The organism is Corallococcus sp. AB049A, from assembly GCF_003668885.1.
Taxonomy (GTDB): Bacteria; Myxococcota; Myxococcia; order Myxococcales; family Myxococcaceae; genus Corallococcus; species Corallococcus interemptor.
The window spans coordinates 1-16,506 of the sequence record NZ_RAWL01000181.1 but is presented as its reverse complement, the minus strand read 5'-3'; the positions used below and the strand labels follow the sequence as shown (position 1 = coordinate 16,506).

Genomic DNA, 16,506 nt, shown 5'->3' with positions numbered 1-16,506 from the left:
GGGGGCGGCGGCGCGGCGTTCGGGTCGACGATGTCGCTGATGCGCTTCACGACCGTCTTGCCGCTCATGTCCACGACCTTGAACTCCTCCTCCTCGGGGAGTTCGCCGGCGTCCTGCTGCTTGTTCGTGTCGGGCTTGAAGCGCTTCTTCTCCACCGGCTCCTGGCCGCGGTAGTGGCGCAGGATGGCGTGCTCGATTTCACGGTCGCCCGCCACCATGGGCACCACGCGGGCACGGCTGCGCGCCACGACCTGGTCCAGCGTGGCCAGGTCCGTGGGGTCGGACATCGCCAGCACCAGCGTCTTCCCGTTGTCCTTGAGCTGCACGGGGAAGATGCCCTTCTGCTCGGCGAGCCCCACGTCCACGCGCGCGAGCGCCGCCGCGTCCTTCGTCAGGTTGCCCAGCTGCACGCGCGGCATTCCCAGGCCCTGGCAGATGGCCTGGGTGATGGTCTCCTCGGACGCCAGGCCCAGGTCCGCGATGACGCGCGACACGCGTCCGCCCCACTGGTCCAACGACGCGAGCGCGCTGCGTAGCTGCAACTCGTCGATGACGCGCGCCTTGATGAGGATGTCCGCGATGCGATTCCGGGAAGGGGGAGCCATGGGGTGGGGATTCTAGCGTCTGATGGCGCGGACGCTCAGTCCACGTCACCGAACAGGCAAGGAGGCTGGACCATGCAACCGTTCGCGGACGCCGCCACCCAGATGTGCCCGTACTGCGGTGAAGAGGTCGAAGTCGACGTGGACTCGCTGGGGGCCTCCTCCGAGTCCTACGTGGAGGACTGCCCCGTCTGCTGCCGCCCCTGGCAGGTGCGCGTCACCCGGGACGACGACGGCGCCATGGTCACCCTGGGCCGCGACGACGACTGAGCGTGGCCCCCCGGAAGGAGGGCAGGCGGGCAGGCACGAAGGCCTTTCGCGGGGGCTCGCTGGGGCTCCAAGACGCGCGGGGGCGTTCCTTGACACGTCCCGAAGCATGGTTCTCTTGAGTCTTGTGAGGCGCTGCCGGGCACCCCCGAAGTGACGGGGCCCCGGACGCCGATTCAACAACGACCGTGAACCCGCACGACGTGCGTCCCCAGGGGCGTCACGAACAGGAGAAGACCATGCTGACCGCTCGCTATCCCTTCAACAACGCCGCCGTCACCCACCCGCTGCTGCGCGACTTCGACTTCCTCTTCCGCGAGCTGGGCGTCCGCAACGACGCCGAGCGCACCGTCACGCCCGCGGCGGACATCCTGGAGGCCGAGTCCGGCATCACGCTGCGCGTGGACCTGCCCGGCCATGACGCCAAGGCCATCCAGGTGAAGGTGGAGGACGGTGTGCTGACCGTGCGCTCCGAGCGCAAGGCGGAAGACGTTCCGGAGGGCAGCACCCTGCGGCGCCAGGAGCGCGCCTCGGGTGTGTACGCACGCCAGTTCCGCCTGCCGGACACGGTGGACGCGACCCGCGTGGAGGCCCGCTACGACAATGGCGTGCTCACCCTCACCCTGCCGCGCCGCGAGGAGACCAAGCCCCGCGTCGTCGAGGTGAAGGTCCAGGGTTGATGCACGTGCATCAACACCCCATCAGGGAGGCCGCTGCCCTCGCCGGAGCGAGGCGCGGCGACTCCCGCAAGCATCCTTGCGACCCGAGGGCTTCCGCGGTGGGCGGCGGAAGCCCCCGTCCCCTTACTTGCGAGCAGTGTTGAGCGCCAGCGGCACCCGGAACAGCTCCATGACCTGCGTGACGTCCAGCGGCTTGGGCAGGCACGCCACCGCGCCGGCCTGCTTGGACTGCTCCACCACGTCGGGCGTGTGATTGCTCGTCATGGTGATGAGGCGCACGCCCTCCATCTGCTTGCGCGCGCGGATGCGCTTGCAGACCTCGATGCCGTCGATGTCCGGCATGTTGAGGTCGATGATCATCCCGTGCGGCTTCTGCTCGGACACCAGCAGCAGGGCCTCCACGCCGCTCGTGGTGGTCTGGAGCTCCACCTGGTTCGCGTGCGGCTTGAACGCGCGCTTGATGGCGTCCAGCACCGGGCGCTCGTCGTCCACGACCAGCAGGCGCACCGTGCTGCTGCCCAGCTCCTCGGGCACGGGCATCTGGTGGGTGACCAGGAAGGTGCGCAGGTCGGTTGAACGCACGCGACGGTGACCGCCCGGAGTCCGGAAGGCCATCAGGATGCCGCGGTCGATCCACTTGCTCACCGTCGACGGGTCCACCTGAAGCAACCGACTGATGTCGTGCGTCGTGTAGAGCTGGTCCGTCATCGCCGTACTCCCCTCGGACTGCATCGTTCCACTAGCCATGGAAATAAACACCTACCTTGAATGCGGGGTTTGATCAACCCACCCTACGACGTGCTGCGTTTATCTGTGCTTCTCATCAGACCCACGGCGTCTTCCCAACGGCCACTGGCACGGAGGCACAGCTCCACAAGCTCACGGGCGGCTCCGTGACCGCCCACGTTCGTCGTAACGAAGTCCGCTTCCTGGCGCACCTCGGGAACAGCATCCGCCGGACAGGCGGAAAGCCCTGAGAGTGACATGGGGTCCAGGTCGTTCAGGTCGTCTCCCATATACGCGCACTGATTCGCGGGTATTTGGAGTTGGGCCAGCAATTCAAGAAGGGCGGGACCCTTCTCCTTGCGCCCCTGGAAGATGGCGGCGAGGCCCAATTCCCGGCCTCGCGCTTCGACGATGCGGGACGAGCGCGCGGTGAGGATGGCGGCGGGCAGGCCCACCAGCCGGGCCATGACGAGCGCATGGCCGTCCTTCACGTTGAAGCGCTTCATCACCTCGCCGTTGTCGCCGTAGTACAGCCCGCCGTCGGTGAGGACGCCATCCACGTCGAACACGAGCAGTCGCACGCGCGACGCACGGGACGTCAGCTCTTCCCTGCCCGGCTTGGAAGGCGCTTCCGTCTGCATGGCCTCCTCACCTTTCGCGTCCATCAACTGGCTTCGTGACCCAGCGCGCGGCGGATGCTGAGCACATCTCGTACCACGTCCTCGAACATCTGTGGATTGAGCGAGCACGGACCGTCACACAGGGCACGGTCGGGGTCTTCGTGGACTTCTGTGAATAAAGCGTCAATCCCGGCGGCGGCGGCACTGCGGGCGAGCAGTGAGACGAACCTGCGCTCGCCGCCTGTCTTTCCGTCGCTGGAGGAGGGGAGCTGGACGGCGTGGGTCGCGTCCATGCAGACCACGAGGCCGGCCTCGCGCATCTGGGCGAAGCCGCGCATGTCCACGACGAGGTTGTTGTAGCCGAAGGAGGAGCCCCGCTCGGTGACGAGGATGTTGGGGTTGCCCGCCTCCACGGCCTTCCTCGCCGAGTGGACGATGTCCTTGGGGGCGACGAACTGTCCCTTCTTCAAGTTCACCCCCTTGCCCGAGCGGGCCACCGCCTCCACGAGGTCCGTCTGCCGGCAGAGGAAGGCCGGTATCTGGATGATATCCACGACTTCAGCGGCAGGCGCGACGTGGCTGGTTTCATGGACGTCCGTGAGAACCGGCACGCCCACCTCCCGGCGGATGCGGTCCAGGATTCTCAGACCTTCCTTCAAACCCGGACCCCGGAAGGACTTGCCGCTGGTCCGGTTGGCCTTGTCATAGGAACATTTGAAGGCATACGGGACGCCCAGCCGGGCGGTGATGCCCTTGAGGAGGTGCGCGTGGCGCAGCGCCATCTCCTCGGACTCGATGCTGTCCGGGCCGGCGATGACGAAGAGGCGCTGGCCGGGGCCGACCTTGTGGCCGCACAGCTCGATGGAAGGGGTGTTGCTCATGAATGCACCGGGGCCTGGCCGCGGGTGGCGTCCCGCTGGGCGAGCGCCGCGCCGATGAAGCCGGAGAAGAGGGGGTGGGGAGCGAAGGGCTTGCTCTTGAACTCGGGGTGGAACTGGCAGCCCACGAAGTACGGGTGGTCCGTCAGCTCGATCATCTCCACCAGGTTCAGCTCCGGGTTGTGGCCGGAGATGACGAGCCCGGCCTCCTGGAGGCGGCCGCGGTAGGCGTTGTTGACCTCGTAGCGGTGGCGGTGGCGCTCCTGGATGGACTCCTGGCCGTAGAGCTTGTGCGCGACGGAGCCGGGCTTGAGCGCGCAGGCGTAGCTGCCCAGGCGCATGGTGCCGCCCTTGTCCTGCACCTTCACCTGGCTCTCCATGAGCGTCACCACGGGGTGCGCGGTGTGCTCGTCGAACTCCAGGCTGTTGGCGCCCTTCAGGCCCAGCACGGTGCGGCTGAACTCCACCACGGCCATCTGGAGGCCCAGGCAGATGCCGAAGAACGGAAGCTTGTTCTCACGCGCGTAGCGGACCGCGGCGATCTTGCCTTCGGTGCCGCGCACGCCGAAGCCGCCGGGCACGAGCACCGCGTCCACGCCCGCGAGCGTCTTCTCCGGCCCTTGAGCCTCCACGTCCTGGCTGTCCACGAAGCGCAGCTTCACGCGCACGTCGTTGGCGATGCCGCCGTGGAGCAGGGACTCGTTGAGGCTCTTGTAGCTCTCCGTGAGGTTCACGTACTTGCCCACGATGGCGACGGTCACTTCACCGCGCGCGGGCTCGTAGATCTTCCGGACGATGGTCTCCCACTTCTCCAGGTGGGGCGCGCGGCTCCAGATGTTGAGCACCTCCGCCAGCCGCTCATCCAGGCCCTGGCGGTGCAGCTCCAGGGGCAGCTCGTAGATGCTGCGGACGTCCGGGGACGTGAACACGTTGCCGTTGTCCACGTTGCAGAACATGGCGATCTTGTCCTTGAGCTCGCGCGAAATCTCCCGGTCCGTGCGGCACAGGAGGAAGTCCGGCTGGATGCCGATTTCGCGCAGCTTCATCACCGAGTGCTGCGTGGGCTTGGTCTTCACCTCACCCGCGGCGCCGATGTACGGCAGCAGCGTCAGGTGGATGTAGACGGCGTTCTGGCTGCCCACGTCGTAGCGCATCTGGCGGATGGCCTCGAGGAAGGGCAGGGACTCGATGTCGCCCACCGTTCCGCCGACCTCCACGATGACGACGTCCACGTCCTGGGCGGCCTGGCGGATGCTGGCCTTGATCTCATCCGTGATGTGCGGAATCACCTGGACCGTCTTGCCCAGGTACTCACCCCGGCGTTCCTTGGTGATGACCGCGTTGTAGATGCGGCCGGACGTGAAGTTGTTGAGGCGGCTCATCCGGGCGTGGGTGAACCGCTCGTAGTGGCCCAGGTCCATGTCGGTCTCGCCACCGTCCTCGGTGACGAAGACCTCGCCGTGCTGGAAGGGGCTCATCGTGCCCGGATCCACGTTGATGTACGGATCCAGCTTGATGAGGGTGATGTCCAGCCCGCGGTTCTCGAGGAGGGCGCCAATGGATGCGGAGGCCAGTCCCTTCCCCAGCGAGCTGACCACGCCGCCCGTCACGAAGATGAACTTGGTTTTCTTGGAGCGCATGTCCCTTCCTGCCAAGGAGGTCAGGGGGCGTCAAATATTCTCTGACGCACGGACGGCCGGCTGGCCTCAACCGGCGCGCTCAGCCCTTCACTGCGCGTCCCAACCGCCTGGACGCGCGACCGCGAACTGCCGGGCCGTGGGCTGGCCCACGCGGAAGTGGCGCAGGTCGCACCCCCGGCAACTCCAGCCTTCCCAGCCTTTCTTCACGACCTGGTGAAGGCAGGCGTCGTAGTTGGGACAAAAAAGGTTGCGCTGGTCGTCCACCGTCTCTTCGTCACGGAGGGCGGAAGGCAGAGGGATGGGGCACGGTGTAATGGACACGGCAGTTCTCCTGCAGTCGACCCCGACGGTCGTGGATGTGCTTCCCCCCGGCGGCCACGAACCGGTGGGTGGACAGGACATTCCCGGTAGGAAAGGGGACGAAAAAAGTCGCCCCCGCCGGCAAAGGCAGGGGCGACTCGTTACCGCGGGCGTCACTTCCGCCGGGGACAACCTGCGTTAGCAGGCCACCGCGACGGAGGTGGACGCCTTGATCTTGCTGTCGTTCAAGGCATCACCTCCTTTCTTGCGGCAGCAGAGATAATGCGTGCCCCCATTTCTCGCCACGCAGATGACAGGGTGGGAGAGGGTCGTCCGGGGAACGAGCGTTCAGGCGGCGACGACCTGGCGCTCCACGAGGCGGCGGTAGAGGCCGTCCTGCGTCATGAGGGTGGAGTGGGTGCCGCTCTGCACCACGCGGCCGTGCTCCATCACCAGCACGCGCTGGGCGTTGGCCACGGTGGACAGGCGGTGGGCGATGATGAGCGTGGTGCGGCCCTGCATCAGCCGGTCGAGCGCGTCCTTCACCAGGTGCTCGCTCTCCGAATCCAGGGCGGAGGTGGCCTCGTCCAGGATGAGGATGCGAGGGTCCTTGAGCACGGCCCGCGCGATGGCCACGCGCTGCTTCTGGCCGCCGGACAGCTGCACGCCGCGCTCGCCCACCTCCGTGCGGTAGCCGTCCGGGAAGCGCTGGATGAAGTCGTGCGCGTTCGCGGCGCGGGCGGCGGCCTCCACCTCCGCGTCGGTGGCGTCCGGGCGGCCGTAGCGGATGTTGTCCGCGATGGAGCAGGAGAAGAGCAGGGGCTCCTGGGCGACCATGCCCACGTTGCGCCGCAGCCAGCTGGGGTCCAGCGACTTCAGGGGGCGGCCGTCCAGGCGCAGCTCGCCCTGGAGCGGATCATAGAAGCGGGACATGAGGGCGGCGAGCGTGGACTTTCCGGCGCCGGAGGAGCCCACCACGGCGACGACCTCGCCGGCGTTGACGGTGAGGTCGATGCCCTGGAGCACCGGCACGTCCGGGCGCGTGGGGTAGGCGAAGTGCACGCCGCGCAGCTCCACGCGGCCCTCGACGGTGGCGGGGCGCTCGCCTTCCGCGGCGGGGATGGCGGGCTCGCGGTCCATCAATTCGAAGACGCGCTCGGCGGCGCCGGAGGCGCGCATGAAGTCCGCCCAGAGGTCCGCCAGGGAGCCCATGGAGACGGCCACGAGCATCGTGTAGATGAGGAACGAGGTGAGGGCGCCCACGGACAGCTCGCCGTCCACCACCAGCCGGCCGCCGTACCAGAACACCACCACCGCGGCGATGTAGCCCGCGCTGGAGGCGCCGCCCATGAAGGCGGCGGACTGGCGCGCGCGGTTGCGGGCGACCTCGTAGGCGTTGCGCACGGCGTTGCCATAGCGCGACACCTCCGACGGCTCCGCCGCGAAGGAGCGCACGGTGCGCATGCCGGACAGGCTCTCCTCCGCGACCTCGCTGGCCTTGGCGAGCGCGTCCTGCACGTTGCGCGACAGCCCGCGCACGCGCCGGCCGTAGACCATGCCGCCCACGGCCACCACGGGCACGATGGCGAGCATGAGGAAGGTGAGCGAGGGCGAGGTGTAGAAGAGCAGCACGATGCCGCCCAGGGCCTGCACGGCGTTGCGCAGCCCCTGGGAGATGTTCGCGCTCACCGTGTTCTGGAGCACGGTGGTGTCGGAGGCGAGCCGGCTGGTGAGCTCTCCGGTGCGGTGCGTGTCGAAGAAGGCCACCTCCTGGTCCATGAGGCGGCGGAAGAAGTCCTGGCGCAGGCGCATGACCACGCGCTCGCCGGCGTTGGTGAAGAGGTAGAAGCGCAGGGAGGTGGCGACGCCCTGGACCAGGAAGACGGCCAGCATGACGAGCGCGGCCTTGTCGATGAGGCCGCGGTTCTTCGCGTTGAGCGCCTCGTCGATGAGGATGCGCACGCCCTGGGGGTAGACCAGGCTGGCGCCGCTGCTGATGAACAGGAAGACGGTGGCGACCAGCAGCGTGCCCAGTTCAGGGCGGGCCAGCGCCAGCAGGCGGCGCGCGGTGACCCCAGAGGCCTGGCGGGATGTCGGAGCGGAGACGGAGGGAGGCACCGCCGGAGCCTACCGGACTGTCGCCGGACGTGCAGCCTGGACGGCGTCCGCAGGGCCGGGATGCAGCCAGGAGGCCTGGGTGGTATTCCAGGGCCCGTACCACGCGAGGAGGGGCCATGGAGAAGCGCGTCTTTGGCAACACCGGGGTGGCGGTGCCCGTCATCGGCCAGGGCACCTGGCAGATGGAGGATGACGACGCGGAAGGCGCCATCCGGGCCCTGCGCGCCGGCATGGACCTGGGGCTCACCCACCTGGACACCGCGGAGCTCTACGGGCAGGGGCGGGTGGAGGAGACGCTGGTGGCGAAGGCCATCGCGGGCCGGCGCGACGAGGTGTACCTCGTCTCCAAGGTGATGCCCTCCAACGCGACCCGGAAGGGCACGGTGGCCGCGTGCGAGCGGAGCCTGAAGCGGCTCGGCACGGACCGGCTGGACTGCTACCTGCTGCACTGGCCCGGCTCCCACCCGCTGGAGGACACGGTGGCGGCCTTCGAGGAGCTGGTGAAGGCGGGGAAGATCCGCTCCTGGGGGGTGAGCAACTTCGGGGTGGAGGAGCTGGAGGAGGCGCTGGCCCTGGCGGGCAGGGGGCGCATCGCGTGCAACCAGGTGCTGTACCACCTGGAGGAGCGCGCCATCGAGCACGCCGTCGTGCCGTGGTGCGAGGCGCAGGGCGTGGCGGTGGTGGCCTACAGCCCCTTTGGCAACGGGCAGTTCCCGTCACCCACCAGCGCGGGCGGCAAGGTGCTGGCGTCCATCGCGAAGGCGCACGGCGTGACGCCCTTCCAGGTGGCGCTCCAGTTCCTGGTGCGCCGGCCGTCGGTGTTCGCCATCCCCAAGGCGAGCAACGCGGCGCACGTGCGCGACAACGCGAGCGCGGCCTCGCTGAAGCTCACGAAGGAGGAACTCCAGCGCATCGACGCGGCCTTTCCCCTGGGGGACGACCCGGGCGAGCTGCCGGTCATCTGAGGGCGGCGCGCTCTCGCATCACGGCCTCCACGCGGGCCACGTCCTCCGGCACGTCCACCGCCACGGTGCGCCAGGACACGCTGGCGCAGCGGATGCGCAGGCCGTTCTCCAGGGCGCGCAGCTGCTCCAGCTTCTCCGTCTCCTCCAGCGGGGTGGGGTTGAAGGAGGCGAGCTGGAGCAGCGTGTCCCGCCGGTAGCCGTAGAGGCCCAGGTGGGCCCAGCGGCGTACGGGTGCGCCGGTGTCGCGGGCGTGCGGCACCGCGGCGCGGCTGAAGTAGAGCGCGTCGCCGTTGAGGGCGAGCACGGCCTTCACCACGTTGGGGTTGCCCACCTCCTCCGGGTCCAGGGGGCGCACCAGCGTGCCCATGTGCACGGCTTCGTCCTGGAAGAGGTCCGCGAGCACCTTGAGCGCGGCGGGGTCCATGAGCGGTTCATCCCCCTGCACGTTCACCCACACGTCCACGTCCGGGCGGGAGCGGGCGACCTCCGCGATGCGGTCCGTGCCGGTGGGGCAGGCGGGGCTGGTCATCACCGCCTTGCCGCCGAAGCCCTCCACGACGTCGCGGATCCGCGCGTCATCGGTGGCCACCCACACCTCGTCGAAGGCGCTGGCTTCCTGACAGCGGCGCCAGACGTGCTCGATCATGGGACGGCCGGCGATGAGGGCGAGCGGCTTGCCAGGGAAGCGGGTGCTGGCATGGCGGGCGGGGATGACGGCCACGGTGCGGGAGGCGGGCATGGGGCGCATCTATCAGATTCAGGACGTCTCGCCGCGCCCTGGAGGTAGCCCACCACTGGCCGGAAAAAGGCGGGTGCCTATTTTCCGCAGCGACATGAAGAAGGTCATCCACATCGTTGGTGCGCGTCCCAATTTCATGAAGGTGGCTCCCATTCACCGGGCCATCAAGGCGCGCACGTCCCTGGGGCAGCTCGTCATCCACACCGGCCAGCACTACGACGCGAAGATGAGCGACGTCTTCTTCGCGGACCTGGGGCTGCCTCCGCCTGAGATCCACCTGGGCATCGGCTCCGGGAGCCATGCCGAGCAGACGGCGAAGATGATGGTGGAGATGGAGAAGGTCTTCCTCAAGGAGAAGCCGGACCTGGTCTCCGTGGTGGGCGACGTGAACAGCACCATCGCCGCGGCGCTCGTCACGTCCAAGCTGGCGATTCCGCTGTCCCACGTGGAGGCGGGCCTGCGCAGCTTCGAGCGTCACCAGCCGGAGGAGATCAACCGCGTCGTCACCGACCGGCTCTCCGACCTGCTGCTCACGCCGTCGCGCGACGCGGACGCCAATCTTCTGAAGGAGGGCATCGACCCGAAGCACATCCACCTGGTGGGCAACGTGATGATCGACTCGCTCCTGTCGTCCAAGGAGAAGGCCGACCAGCTGCCCACGCTGAAGAACCTGGGCCTTGAGCCCAAGGGCTACGTGGTGGCGACGCTGCACCGTCCGTCCAACGTGGACAACCCGAAGCTGCTGGCGGGCCTCTTGGGCGTGCTGATGGACGTGGCGAAGGAGCTGCCCGTCGTGTTCCCGGTGCACCCGCGCACGCGCAAGATGATTTCCGAGCAGGGCCTGGGCCCCAAGCTGGAGCAGACGCCGGGGCTCAAGCTGGTGGACCCCATGGGCTACCTGGAGTTCCTGTCCGTCACGTCGCAGGCGAAGCTGGTGATGACGGACTCGGGCGGCCTGCAGGAGGAGACCACCGCGCTGAACGTGCCGTGCCTCACCATGCGCGAGCAGACCGAGCGCCCCATCACCGTGGAGGTCGGCTCCAACGAGGTCGTGGGCACGGACCCCGCGCGCATCCGCGAGGCCGCCAACCGCGTGCTGGCCGGTGACTTCAAGAAGGGCCGCGTGCCGGAGCTGTGGGACGGCCGCACGGGCGAGCGCATCGCGGACCTGTACGCCCGGTTCCTGGGCGTGGAGACGAAGCGCGCCTTCGGGTGAGCCAGCCGGGCGGGGTCCGCGTTCCGAAGCGTGGTAGAGCGTCGGGCTCGCCATGCGTGAAGACGCTGACCCCGTTCCTGCTCCGGCCCTGCCTGACGGCTACGTCGACATCCCGTTCGTCGTGGAGCCGAACTACGCGGGGTGGCGGTTGGACCGCTACCTCTGCGAGAAGATCCGCCGCATGGACCTGGAGCGCGTGCGCGGCATCATCCTGCGCGGCGTGCTGTGCGACGAGTACCGGCTCAAGCCCTCCACGCCCGTGTACCCGGGGCTCACGTTCCGGATCCGCCGCCCCGCGAGCCAGGAGCCCGTGACGCCCACGGAGCTGCCTGTCGTCTTCTCCGATGACTGGCTGCTGGTGCTGGACAAGCCGGCGGGGCTGCCCATCCATCCCACCGCGCGCTACCACAAGGGCACGCTGGTGACGCTGCTGCGCGAGCGCTTCGGTGAGCGCTTCGCGGAGCCCGCGCACCGGTTGGACCGCGAGACGAGTGGATTGGTGGTGTGCGGCCGCACCACCGAGTCCTGCCGCGTGCTGGGCGGGCTGTTCCTGTCGCGCGACGTCCACAAGGAATACCTGGCGCTGTGCGAGGGCCAGCCTCCCGAGGACACCTTCGTCGTGGACGCGCCCATCGCGGAGGGCACGGACCTGATCCGCATCGCCGTGCGCATCGACCCGGTGGCGGGCAAGCCCAGCCGCACGCGCTTCCAGGTGCTCCAGCGCTTCACGCGCGGCGGCGAGCCGTTCGCGCTGCTGCGCTGCTTCCCGGAGACAGGAAGGCAGCATCAGATCCGCGTCCACCTTCGCGAGGCGGGATTCCCTCTGGTGGGGGACAAGATGTACGGGCCGGATCCGGGTTACTTCGACCGGTTCAGCAAGCACTCGCTGGAGCCGGAGGCGTGGGCCCGTCTGCGATTGCCGCGTCATGCGCTCCATGCGGAGCGGATCTCGTTCCCGCATCCGGGCACCGGGGAGACCGTCACCTTTACGTCGCCGCTTCCGGACGACTTGAAGGACTTCATCGCCGGGTGAGCACCTGCGGTAGCTTCACGGGATGCGACCTCTTCGGTATTCCATCAACATCACGTTGGACGGGTGCTGTGACCATCGCGCGGGTTTCGCGGACGAAGAGCTGCATCGTTACACGGCTGAGATCCTCGGGCGTGCCGATGCCCTCCTGTTTGGCCGGGTGACCTACGAGATGATGGAGGCCGCGTTCCGGCAGCCGGCGGGGATGGACGGCCCCTTCGCCCGGACCATTGACGCGGCGAAGAAGTACGTCGTGTCGAGCACCCTGGACCGGGTCGATTGGAACGCGGAACTCTTGCGCGGGGACCTGGGGACGGCCGTTCAACAGCTCAAGAACCAGCCGGGGAAGGGCATCTACGTCGGCGGCGTGAAGCTCCCGCTGGCGTTGGCGGAGCTGGGACTGATCGACGAGTACGAGTTCTTGGTGCATCCCCGGATCGCGGGCCACGGGCCGACGTTGTTCGCGGGTCTCTCGAAGTTTGTCGACCTGAAGCTCGTGGGCCGACAGGAGCTCGCCTCGGGGGCGATGGCCCTGCGGTACGAGCCGCGCAGGTAGCTTCAGACCAGCTCTCGCAGGAACGGCGCGACCACTTCGGCCAATCGCTCGGGTTGGTCGTAGGGGAGGCCGTGGCCGGCGTTCTGGACCTCTTCGATTCGCACGCGTGGGTTGAGGCCCCGCAGCTCCGTCGCCATCTCGAACGTGACGACGGGGCTGTCTCCGATGACGAGGAGGGTGGGGACGTCAATCGCGCTCACCACGTCGCGATAGTCGGGGTTGGGCGGCGTGAGGACGTCGAAGGCCTCCAGGCGGGTCTTCAGCCTCGCGTCGGCGAGATGTCCGAGGAGCTCGGGCGAGCGATGCGGCTGCCGGGCCTGGGCCTGCGCGACGAGCTCGGCCTTGCTGGATGCGAGGGTCCGGCGGTGTTGTCCGGCGACGTCGCTGGCGTGCACCTCGCGCTGGCGCTCGGGGCTCAGGAACGTCGGGTCCACCAGGACGAGGCCTCGGAGGTCCGTCCTTCGACTCGCCACCACGGCGGCGGTCATGCCGCCCATCGAGTGCCCCATCAGCACCGGACGCGAGAGCCCCAGTCCCTGGATGAGGCCCACCACGTCGCTGGCGTGGTCGTCGTACCGGTAGCCGTGGGGCGGCGTGCTCGAACCGCCGTGCCCTCTGGCGTCGGGCATGACGACGTCGCATTCCCCTTCGAGCACGCGCGCCACGGGCGTCCAGCAGGCTCCGCTCCCAATCAGTCCATGGAGCAGGACGACCGGAGGCCTGGCGCCTCCGGTCCGGAGGTAGTGGAGGCGGACGCCGTTCGTTTCACAGACTCCACTCTTCCAGGTCGTCATGGGGTTCCGAGAGGTCGCCTCAGCCTGCCTTGCGCAGGTTCTTCGCTCCGGGCACCACGCGCAACAGCTGCGCGGGCATCCGGTCCACGACCTGCTCCGTGAAGCAGGCGAAGATGCGGAAGAGGACTGGGAGCAGCACCAGCGTCAGCGCGCACGCGGAGAGGGTTCCGGACACGATGACGATGGCCAGCGCCTCCGCGTAGACGCGCGCCTCGCGCGTCATGCGGGACTGGAACTCCGAGCGGGCCGTGGCGACGTCGCTTCGGTAGGAGAGCAGCGGCCCCGCGACGGCGACCGCGCCCAGCAACACGAGGCCCGCGACGACGGAGCGCACGAACTGCCGCTCCGCGTGGGCGAGCCCCGGCCGCCCCGAGGTCGGGGCCGGCGTTTCAGGCACTGAGCTTGGTGGCGGCCCCCGCGCCCTGGGACAGCTTGTCGGTGAGGTACTGCCCGGAGAAGCACGCGGTGCAGTAGGTGCTCCGCTTCGGGTCCTCCACCGCGGTGCCCAGGCCCTCCAGCGACAGGTAGCCCAGGGAATCCGCCGTCACGTACGTGGCGATCTCCTCCGTGGTGTGGCTGGCGGCGATGAGCTCCGTGCGGCTGGGCGTGTCGATGCCATAGTAGCAGGGCCACTGCGTGGGCGGCGACGAGATGCGCAGGTGCACCTCCACGGCGCCCGCGGCCTTGAGCATCTTCACGATCTTCCGGCTGGTGGTGCCGCGCACGATGGAGTCATCCACCACCACCACGCGCTTGCCCTTGAGCACCTGGCGCACGGCGGACAGCTTCAGCTTCACGCCGAAGTGGCGGATGGACTGCTGCGGTTCAATGAACGTGCGGCCCACGTAGTGGCTGCGGATGAGGCCCACGTCGTAGGGGATGCCGCTCGCCTGCGAGAAGCCGATGGCCGCGGGCACGCCGGAGTCCGGCACCGCGATGACCAGGTCCGCCTCCGCGGGCTGCTCGCGCGCCAGCTGCATGCCCAGGCGCTTGCGCACCTCGTACACGCTGCTGCCGAAGAGCACCGAGTCCGGCTTGGCGAAGTAGACGTGCTCGAAGATGCAGCGGCCCAGCCGCGCGGCGGGCTTGAAGGGCATGCTGGTGCGCAGCACGCCGTTCTCGATGACGACCAGCTCGCCGGGCTCCAGCTCGCGGACGATCTCCGCTTCGATGAGATCCAACGCCGTCGTCTCGCTGGCGAGCACGTACGCGCCTTCCTTCATCTTGCCCAGCACCAGCGGCCGGAAGCCGTTGGGGTCGCGCACCGCGATGAGCTTGTCCTCGGTGAGCAGGAGGATGCTGTACGCGCCCTCCACCCGGCGCAGCGCTTCCACCAGGCGCGCCTCGAAGGTGGGCTGCTTGGAGCGGGCGAGGAGGTGCATCACCACCTCCGTGTCCGCGTCCGACTGGAACAGCGCGCCCTCCGACTCCAGCTCCGCCTTGAGCTCCGTCGCGTTCACCAGGTTGCCGTTGTGCGCGATGGAGAACTGGCCGCCCGCGTAGTTCACGAACAGGGGCTGGGCGTTCTTGATGCCGCTGCCGCCCGCCGTGCTGTAGCGCACGTGGCCGATGGCCGCCTTGCCGGGGAGTCCTTCAATCACCGGCGCGGTGAAGATGTCCGCCACCAGGCCCATCTGCCGGTGCGCGCGCAGGGTGTGCCCGTCGGACGCGACGATGCCCGCGGACTCCTGTCCGCGGTGCTGCAGGGCGTGCAACCCCAGGTACGTCAGGTTGGACGCCTCTCCGTGACCCACGATTCCGAAGATGCCGCACATGGCGCGCTGCCTTACCCCTTTCGACCTCGAAGCGGAACAGGAACGCACGCCTCGAAGGTGGGTATTCCACCCTCGGCCGACGTCGGCCCTTGTAGGCCAGGCAAGGCGCCGTCGCCTGAAAGGTAGGAGCCGCCCGGGAGCGCCGAGGGGGTACGCTGCCCCCGGCATGTCCTCTTCCCGGCGCTCCTTCCTCCGCTCCTTGCTGCCCTTCGCCTTGCTAACGGCCGGGGCCGCCTACGCGCTTGCCTCCTGGAACTGGTGTGGGCCGTGGGAGGAACGCACGCCCGAGGTGCTGTCACAGGTGCGTGGCGAAGGCCCCCTGCGCGCGGGCGCGGCGAAGGTGGCCCTCTCCCCGCCCTTCCCGGTGGTGGTGGCGGGCTACGCCCCGCCCCGGTCCGAGGCGAGCCAGGCGGAGCTCCCCCTCCAGGCGAGGGCCCTGGTGCTGGAGGCCGGCGGCGCGCGCGTGGGCGTGGTGTCGCTGGAGCTGCTCTTCGTGACCCCGGAAATCACGGCGGGGGTGCGCGAGCGCGCCGCGAAGGCGGGGGTGAAGGAGGTGCTGGTGGTGGCCACGCACACGCACTCCTCCTTTGGAGGTTACGACGCGCGGTGGGTGGCGCAGCTGTCCGGCACGGGGCGCTACCAGGAGTCGTCCGTGAACGCGGCGGTGGCGGGCGCGGGCGAGGCGCTGGAGAAGGCCGCCGCCTCCCTGCGGGACGTGACGCTGGAGGTGGCCAGCGCGGCGGACGCGGGGCTCGTCTATTCCCGCTCCGGGGGGGATGCGCCGGACGGCCAGCTCACGCGGGCGGTGCTGCGCGGGGCGCAGGGGCCCGTGGCGGAGGTGATGGTGTTCGCCGGGCACGCCACGCTCATTCCCCGGCAGCGGTCGTTCGTGGATCCCGACTTCCCGGGCCGGCTGAGCGCGCTGCGCGAGGAGGCGGGCCATGGCGTCTCGCTGTTCGTGCAGGGCAGCGAAGGCAACGCGTCCGTGGCCTTCAACGAGGGGCAGGGCCCCGAGCGCGCCCTGGGCTTCGCGCGCAAGCTGTCCGCGCTGGCGGATGGCGCGGTCCCCGCGTCCGAGCCGGGTCCGGTGCGGCTGGCGTTCGCGCGCGTGCAGACGGCGCTGCCCCGGCCGGACTCGTCCCGGCTGGTGCCCGCCTTCACCCGCGCCGCGGGGGACAACTTCCTGTGCGCTTCGTCGCCCCGCGAGGCGGAGGTGGACGCGCTGGCGCTGGGGCCGCTGGAGCTGCTGTCCATCCCGGGAGAGCCCACCGTGGCGGCGGGCAGGGCGCTGGCGGACGCGTCCGGCGCCACGCACGTGCTGGGGCTCGCCAATGGCTACGTGGGCTACCTGGATACGCCGGAGCAGGTGCGCGCGGGGCAGGGGGAGTCCCGGCGTCAGTACTTCGGCCCGGCGTTGCTAGAGCGCCTGGGGGCCGCCGCGCGCGTGGCCTCGGGCGCGGTGGGCTTCTCTCCCGTCAAGTAGTCGAAACGAAGGCCTGGCCGCCTGCCTGCCCTGGGGACCTGCTTGGGTCCGCACTGTCGCTGGAGGAGGGCCCGCTGCCTACCTTGGTCCTCGGATCAGCTTCAGAGACACAGGGGG

General features: G+C 69.2%; 17 protein-coding genes. 7 read left to right on the top strand and 10 right to left on the bottom strand.

Annotated features, from left to right (window positions below; genetic code table 11):
* Positions 1-605 (bottom strand): general secretion pathway protein GspE (locus tag D7X55_RS20140; protein ID WP_121723914.1); only part of this gene is annotated, 605 nt, incomplete at its 3' end.
* A gap of 72 nt (positions 606-677) precedes the next feature.
* Here D7X55_RS20140 and D7X55_RS20135 point away from each other — a divergent pair.
* Together D7X55_RS20135 and D7X55_RS20130 are read left to right on the top strand one after the other, a co-directional pair.
* Positions 678-872: a CPXCG motif-containing cysteine-rich protein gene (locus D7X55_RS20135; protein ID WP_120550422.1), complete on the top strand. Its 195-nt coding sequence runs from the start codon at positions 678-680 to the stop codon at positions 870-872.
* 236 nt (positions 873-1,108) lie between these two features.
* Positions 1,109-1,549, top strand: a complete 441-nt coding sequence (locus tag D7X55_RS20130) for an Hsp20/alpha crystallin family protein (RefSeq protein ID WP_121723915.1) — start codon at positions 1,109-1,111, stop codon at positions 1,547-1,549.
* Between the two features lie 123 nt (positions 1,550-1,672).
* On the opposite strand, the gene D7X55_RS20125 is transcribed toward D7X55_RS20130, so the two are convergent.
* From D7X55_RS20125 to D7X55_RS20100, 5 genes are all read right to left on the bottom strand, one after another.
* Positions 1,673-2,296, bottom strand: coding sequence for a response regulator (locus D7X55_RS20125; protein WP_120550420.1), 624 nt, complete (start codon positions 2,294-2,296; stop codon positions 1,673-1,675).
* Between the two features lie 44 nt (positions 2,297-2,340).
* Entirely contained in the window at positions 2,341-2,916 is a 576-nt protein-coding gene (locus tag D7X55_RS20120) for an HAD family hydrolase (RefSeq protein ID WP_199747016.1), read from the bottom strand.
* Positions 2,917-2,939: 23 nt separating this feature from the next.
* Positions 2,940-3,776 (bottom strand): 3-deoxy-8-phosphooctulonate synthase, encoded by an 837-nt coding sequence (kdsA, locus tag D7X55_RS20115; RefSeq protein WP_120550418.1) that lies wholly within the window; start codon positions 3,774-3,776, stop codon positions 2,940-2,942.
* Positions 3,773-5,413, bottom strand: a complete 1,641-nt coding sequence (locus tag D7X55_RS20110) for a CTP synthase (RefSeq protein WP_120550417.1) — start codon at positions 5,411-5,413, stop codon at positions 3,773-3,775. The genes kdsA and D7X55_RS20110 overlap by 4 nt, the downstream gene beginning before the upstream one ends.
* 648 nt (positions 5,414-6,061) lie before the next feature.
* Complete coding sequence (locus tag D7X55_RS20100) at positions 6,062-7,831, bottom strand: ABC transporter ATP-binding protein (protein ID WP_120550415.1); 1,770 nt, start codon at positions 7,829-7,831, stop codon at positions 6,062-6,064.
* A 116-nt stretch (positions 7,832-7,947) separates the two neighbouring features.
* Between D7X55_RS20100 and D7X55_RS20095 the strand changes: the two genes are divergently transcribed.
* Entirely contained in the window at positions 7,948-8,796 is an 849-nt protein-coding gene (locus D7X55_RS20095; protein WP_120550414.1) for an aldo/keto reductase, read from the top strand.
* Here the strand turns inward: D7X55_RS20095 and kdsB are convergent.
* Positions 8,789-9,535 carry a 3-deoxy-manno-octulosonate cytidylyltransferase gene (gene kdsB / locus D7X55_RS20090; protein WP_120550426.1) on the bottom strand — a complete coding sequence of 249 codons (747 nt, stop codon included), beginning with the start codon at positions 9,533-9,535 and terminating at the stop codon, positions 8,789-8,791. The two genes, D7X55_RS20095 and kdsB, sit on opposite strands and share 8 nt — an antisense overlap.
* Positions 9,536-9,629: 94 nt before the next feature.
* Between kdsB and wecB the strand changes: the two genes are divergently transcribed.
* The 3 genes from wecB to D7X55_RS20075 are packed head-to-tail and all read left to right on the top strand — an operon-like array spanning position 9,630 to position 12,337.
* Positions 9,630-10,751, top strand: coding sequence for a non-hydrolyzing UDP-N-acetylglucosamine 2-epimerase (gene wecB, locus D7X55_RS20085; protein WP_120550413.1), 1,122 nt, complete (start codon positions 9,630-9,632; stop codon positions 10,749-10,751).
* A 52-nt stretch (positions 10,752-10,803) separates the two neighbouring features.
* Complete coding sequence (locus D7X55_RS20080; protein WP_120550412.1) at positions 10,804-11,784, top strand: RluA family pseudouridine synthase; 981 nt, start codon at positions 10,804-10,806, stop codon at positions 11,782-11,784.
* Between the two features lie 22 nt (positions 11,785-11,806).
* Positions 11,807-12,337, top strand: coding sequence for a dihydrofolate reductase family protein (locus tag D7X55_RS20075; protein ID WP_120550411.1), 531 nt, complete (start codon positions 11,807-11,809; stop codon positions 12,335-12,337).
* Positions 12,338-12,339: 2 nt separating this feature from the next.
* On the opposite strand, the gene D7X55_RS20070 is transcribed toward D7X55_RS20075, so the two are convergent.
* From D7X55_RS20070 to purF, 3 genes are read right to left on the bottom strand one after another with little or no spacing between them, the layout of a single operon-like run.
* Complete coding sequence (locus tag D7X55_RS20070; RefSeq protein ID WP_120550410.1) at positions 12,340-13,131, bottom strand: alpha/beta fold hydrolase; 792 nt, start codon at positions 13,129-13,131, stop codon at positions 12,340-12,342.
* 19 nt (positions 13,132-13,150) lie between these two features.
* Positions 13,151-13,465 (bottom strand): efflux RND transporter permease subunit, encoded by a 315-nt coding sequence (locus D7X55_RS44725; protein ID WP_233609952.1) that lies wholly within the window; start codon positions 13,463-13,465, stop codon positions 13,151-13,153.
* 55 nt (positions 13,466-13,520) lie between these two features.
* Entirely contained in the window at positions 13,521-14,906 is a 1,386-nt protein-coding gene (gene purF / locus D7X55_RS20060) for an amidophosphoribosyltransferase (RefSeq protein ID WP_120550408.1), read from the bottom strand.
* 166 nt (positions 14,907-15,072) lie between these two features.
* On the opposite strand from purF, the gene D7X55_RS20055 reads away from it, so the two are divergent.
* A complete protein-coding gene (locus tag D7X55_RS20055) occupies positions 15,073-16,389 on the top strand; it encodes a neutral/alkaline non-lysosomal ceramidase N-terminal domain-containing protein (protein ID WP_120550407.1) in 1,317 nt (438 codons plus the stop codon).
* Positions 16,390-16,506: the final 117 nt, after the last annotated feature.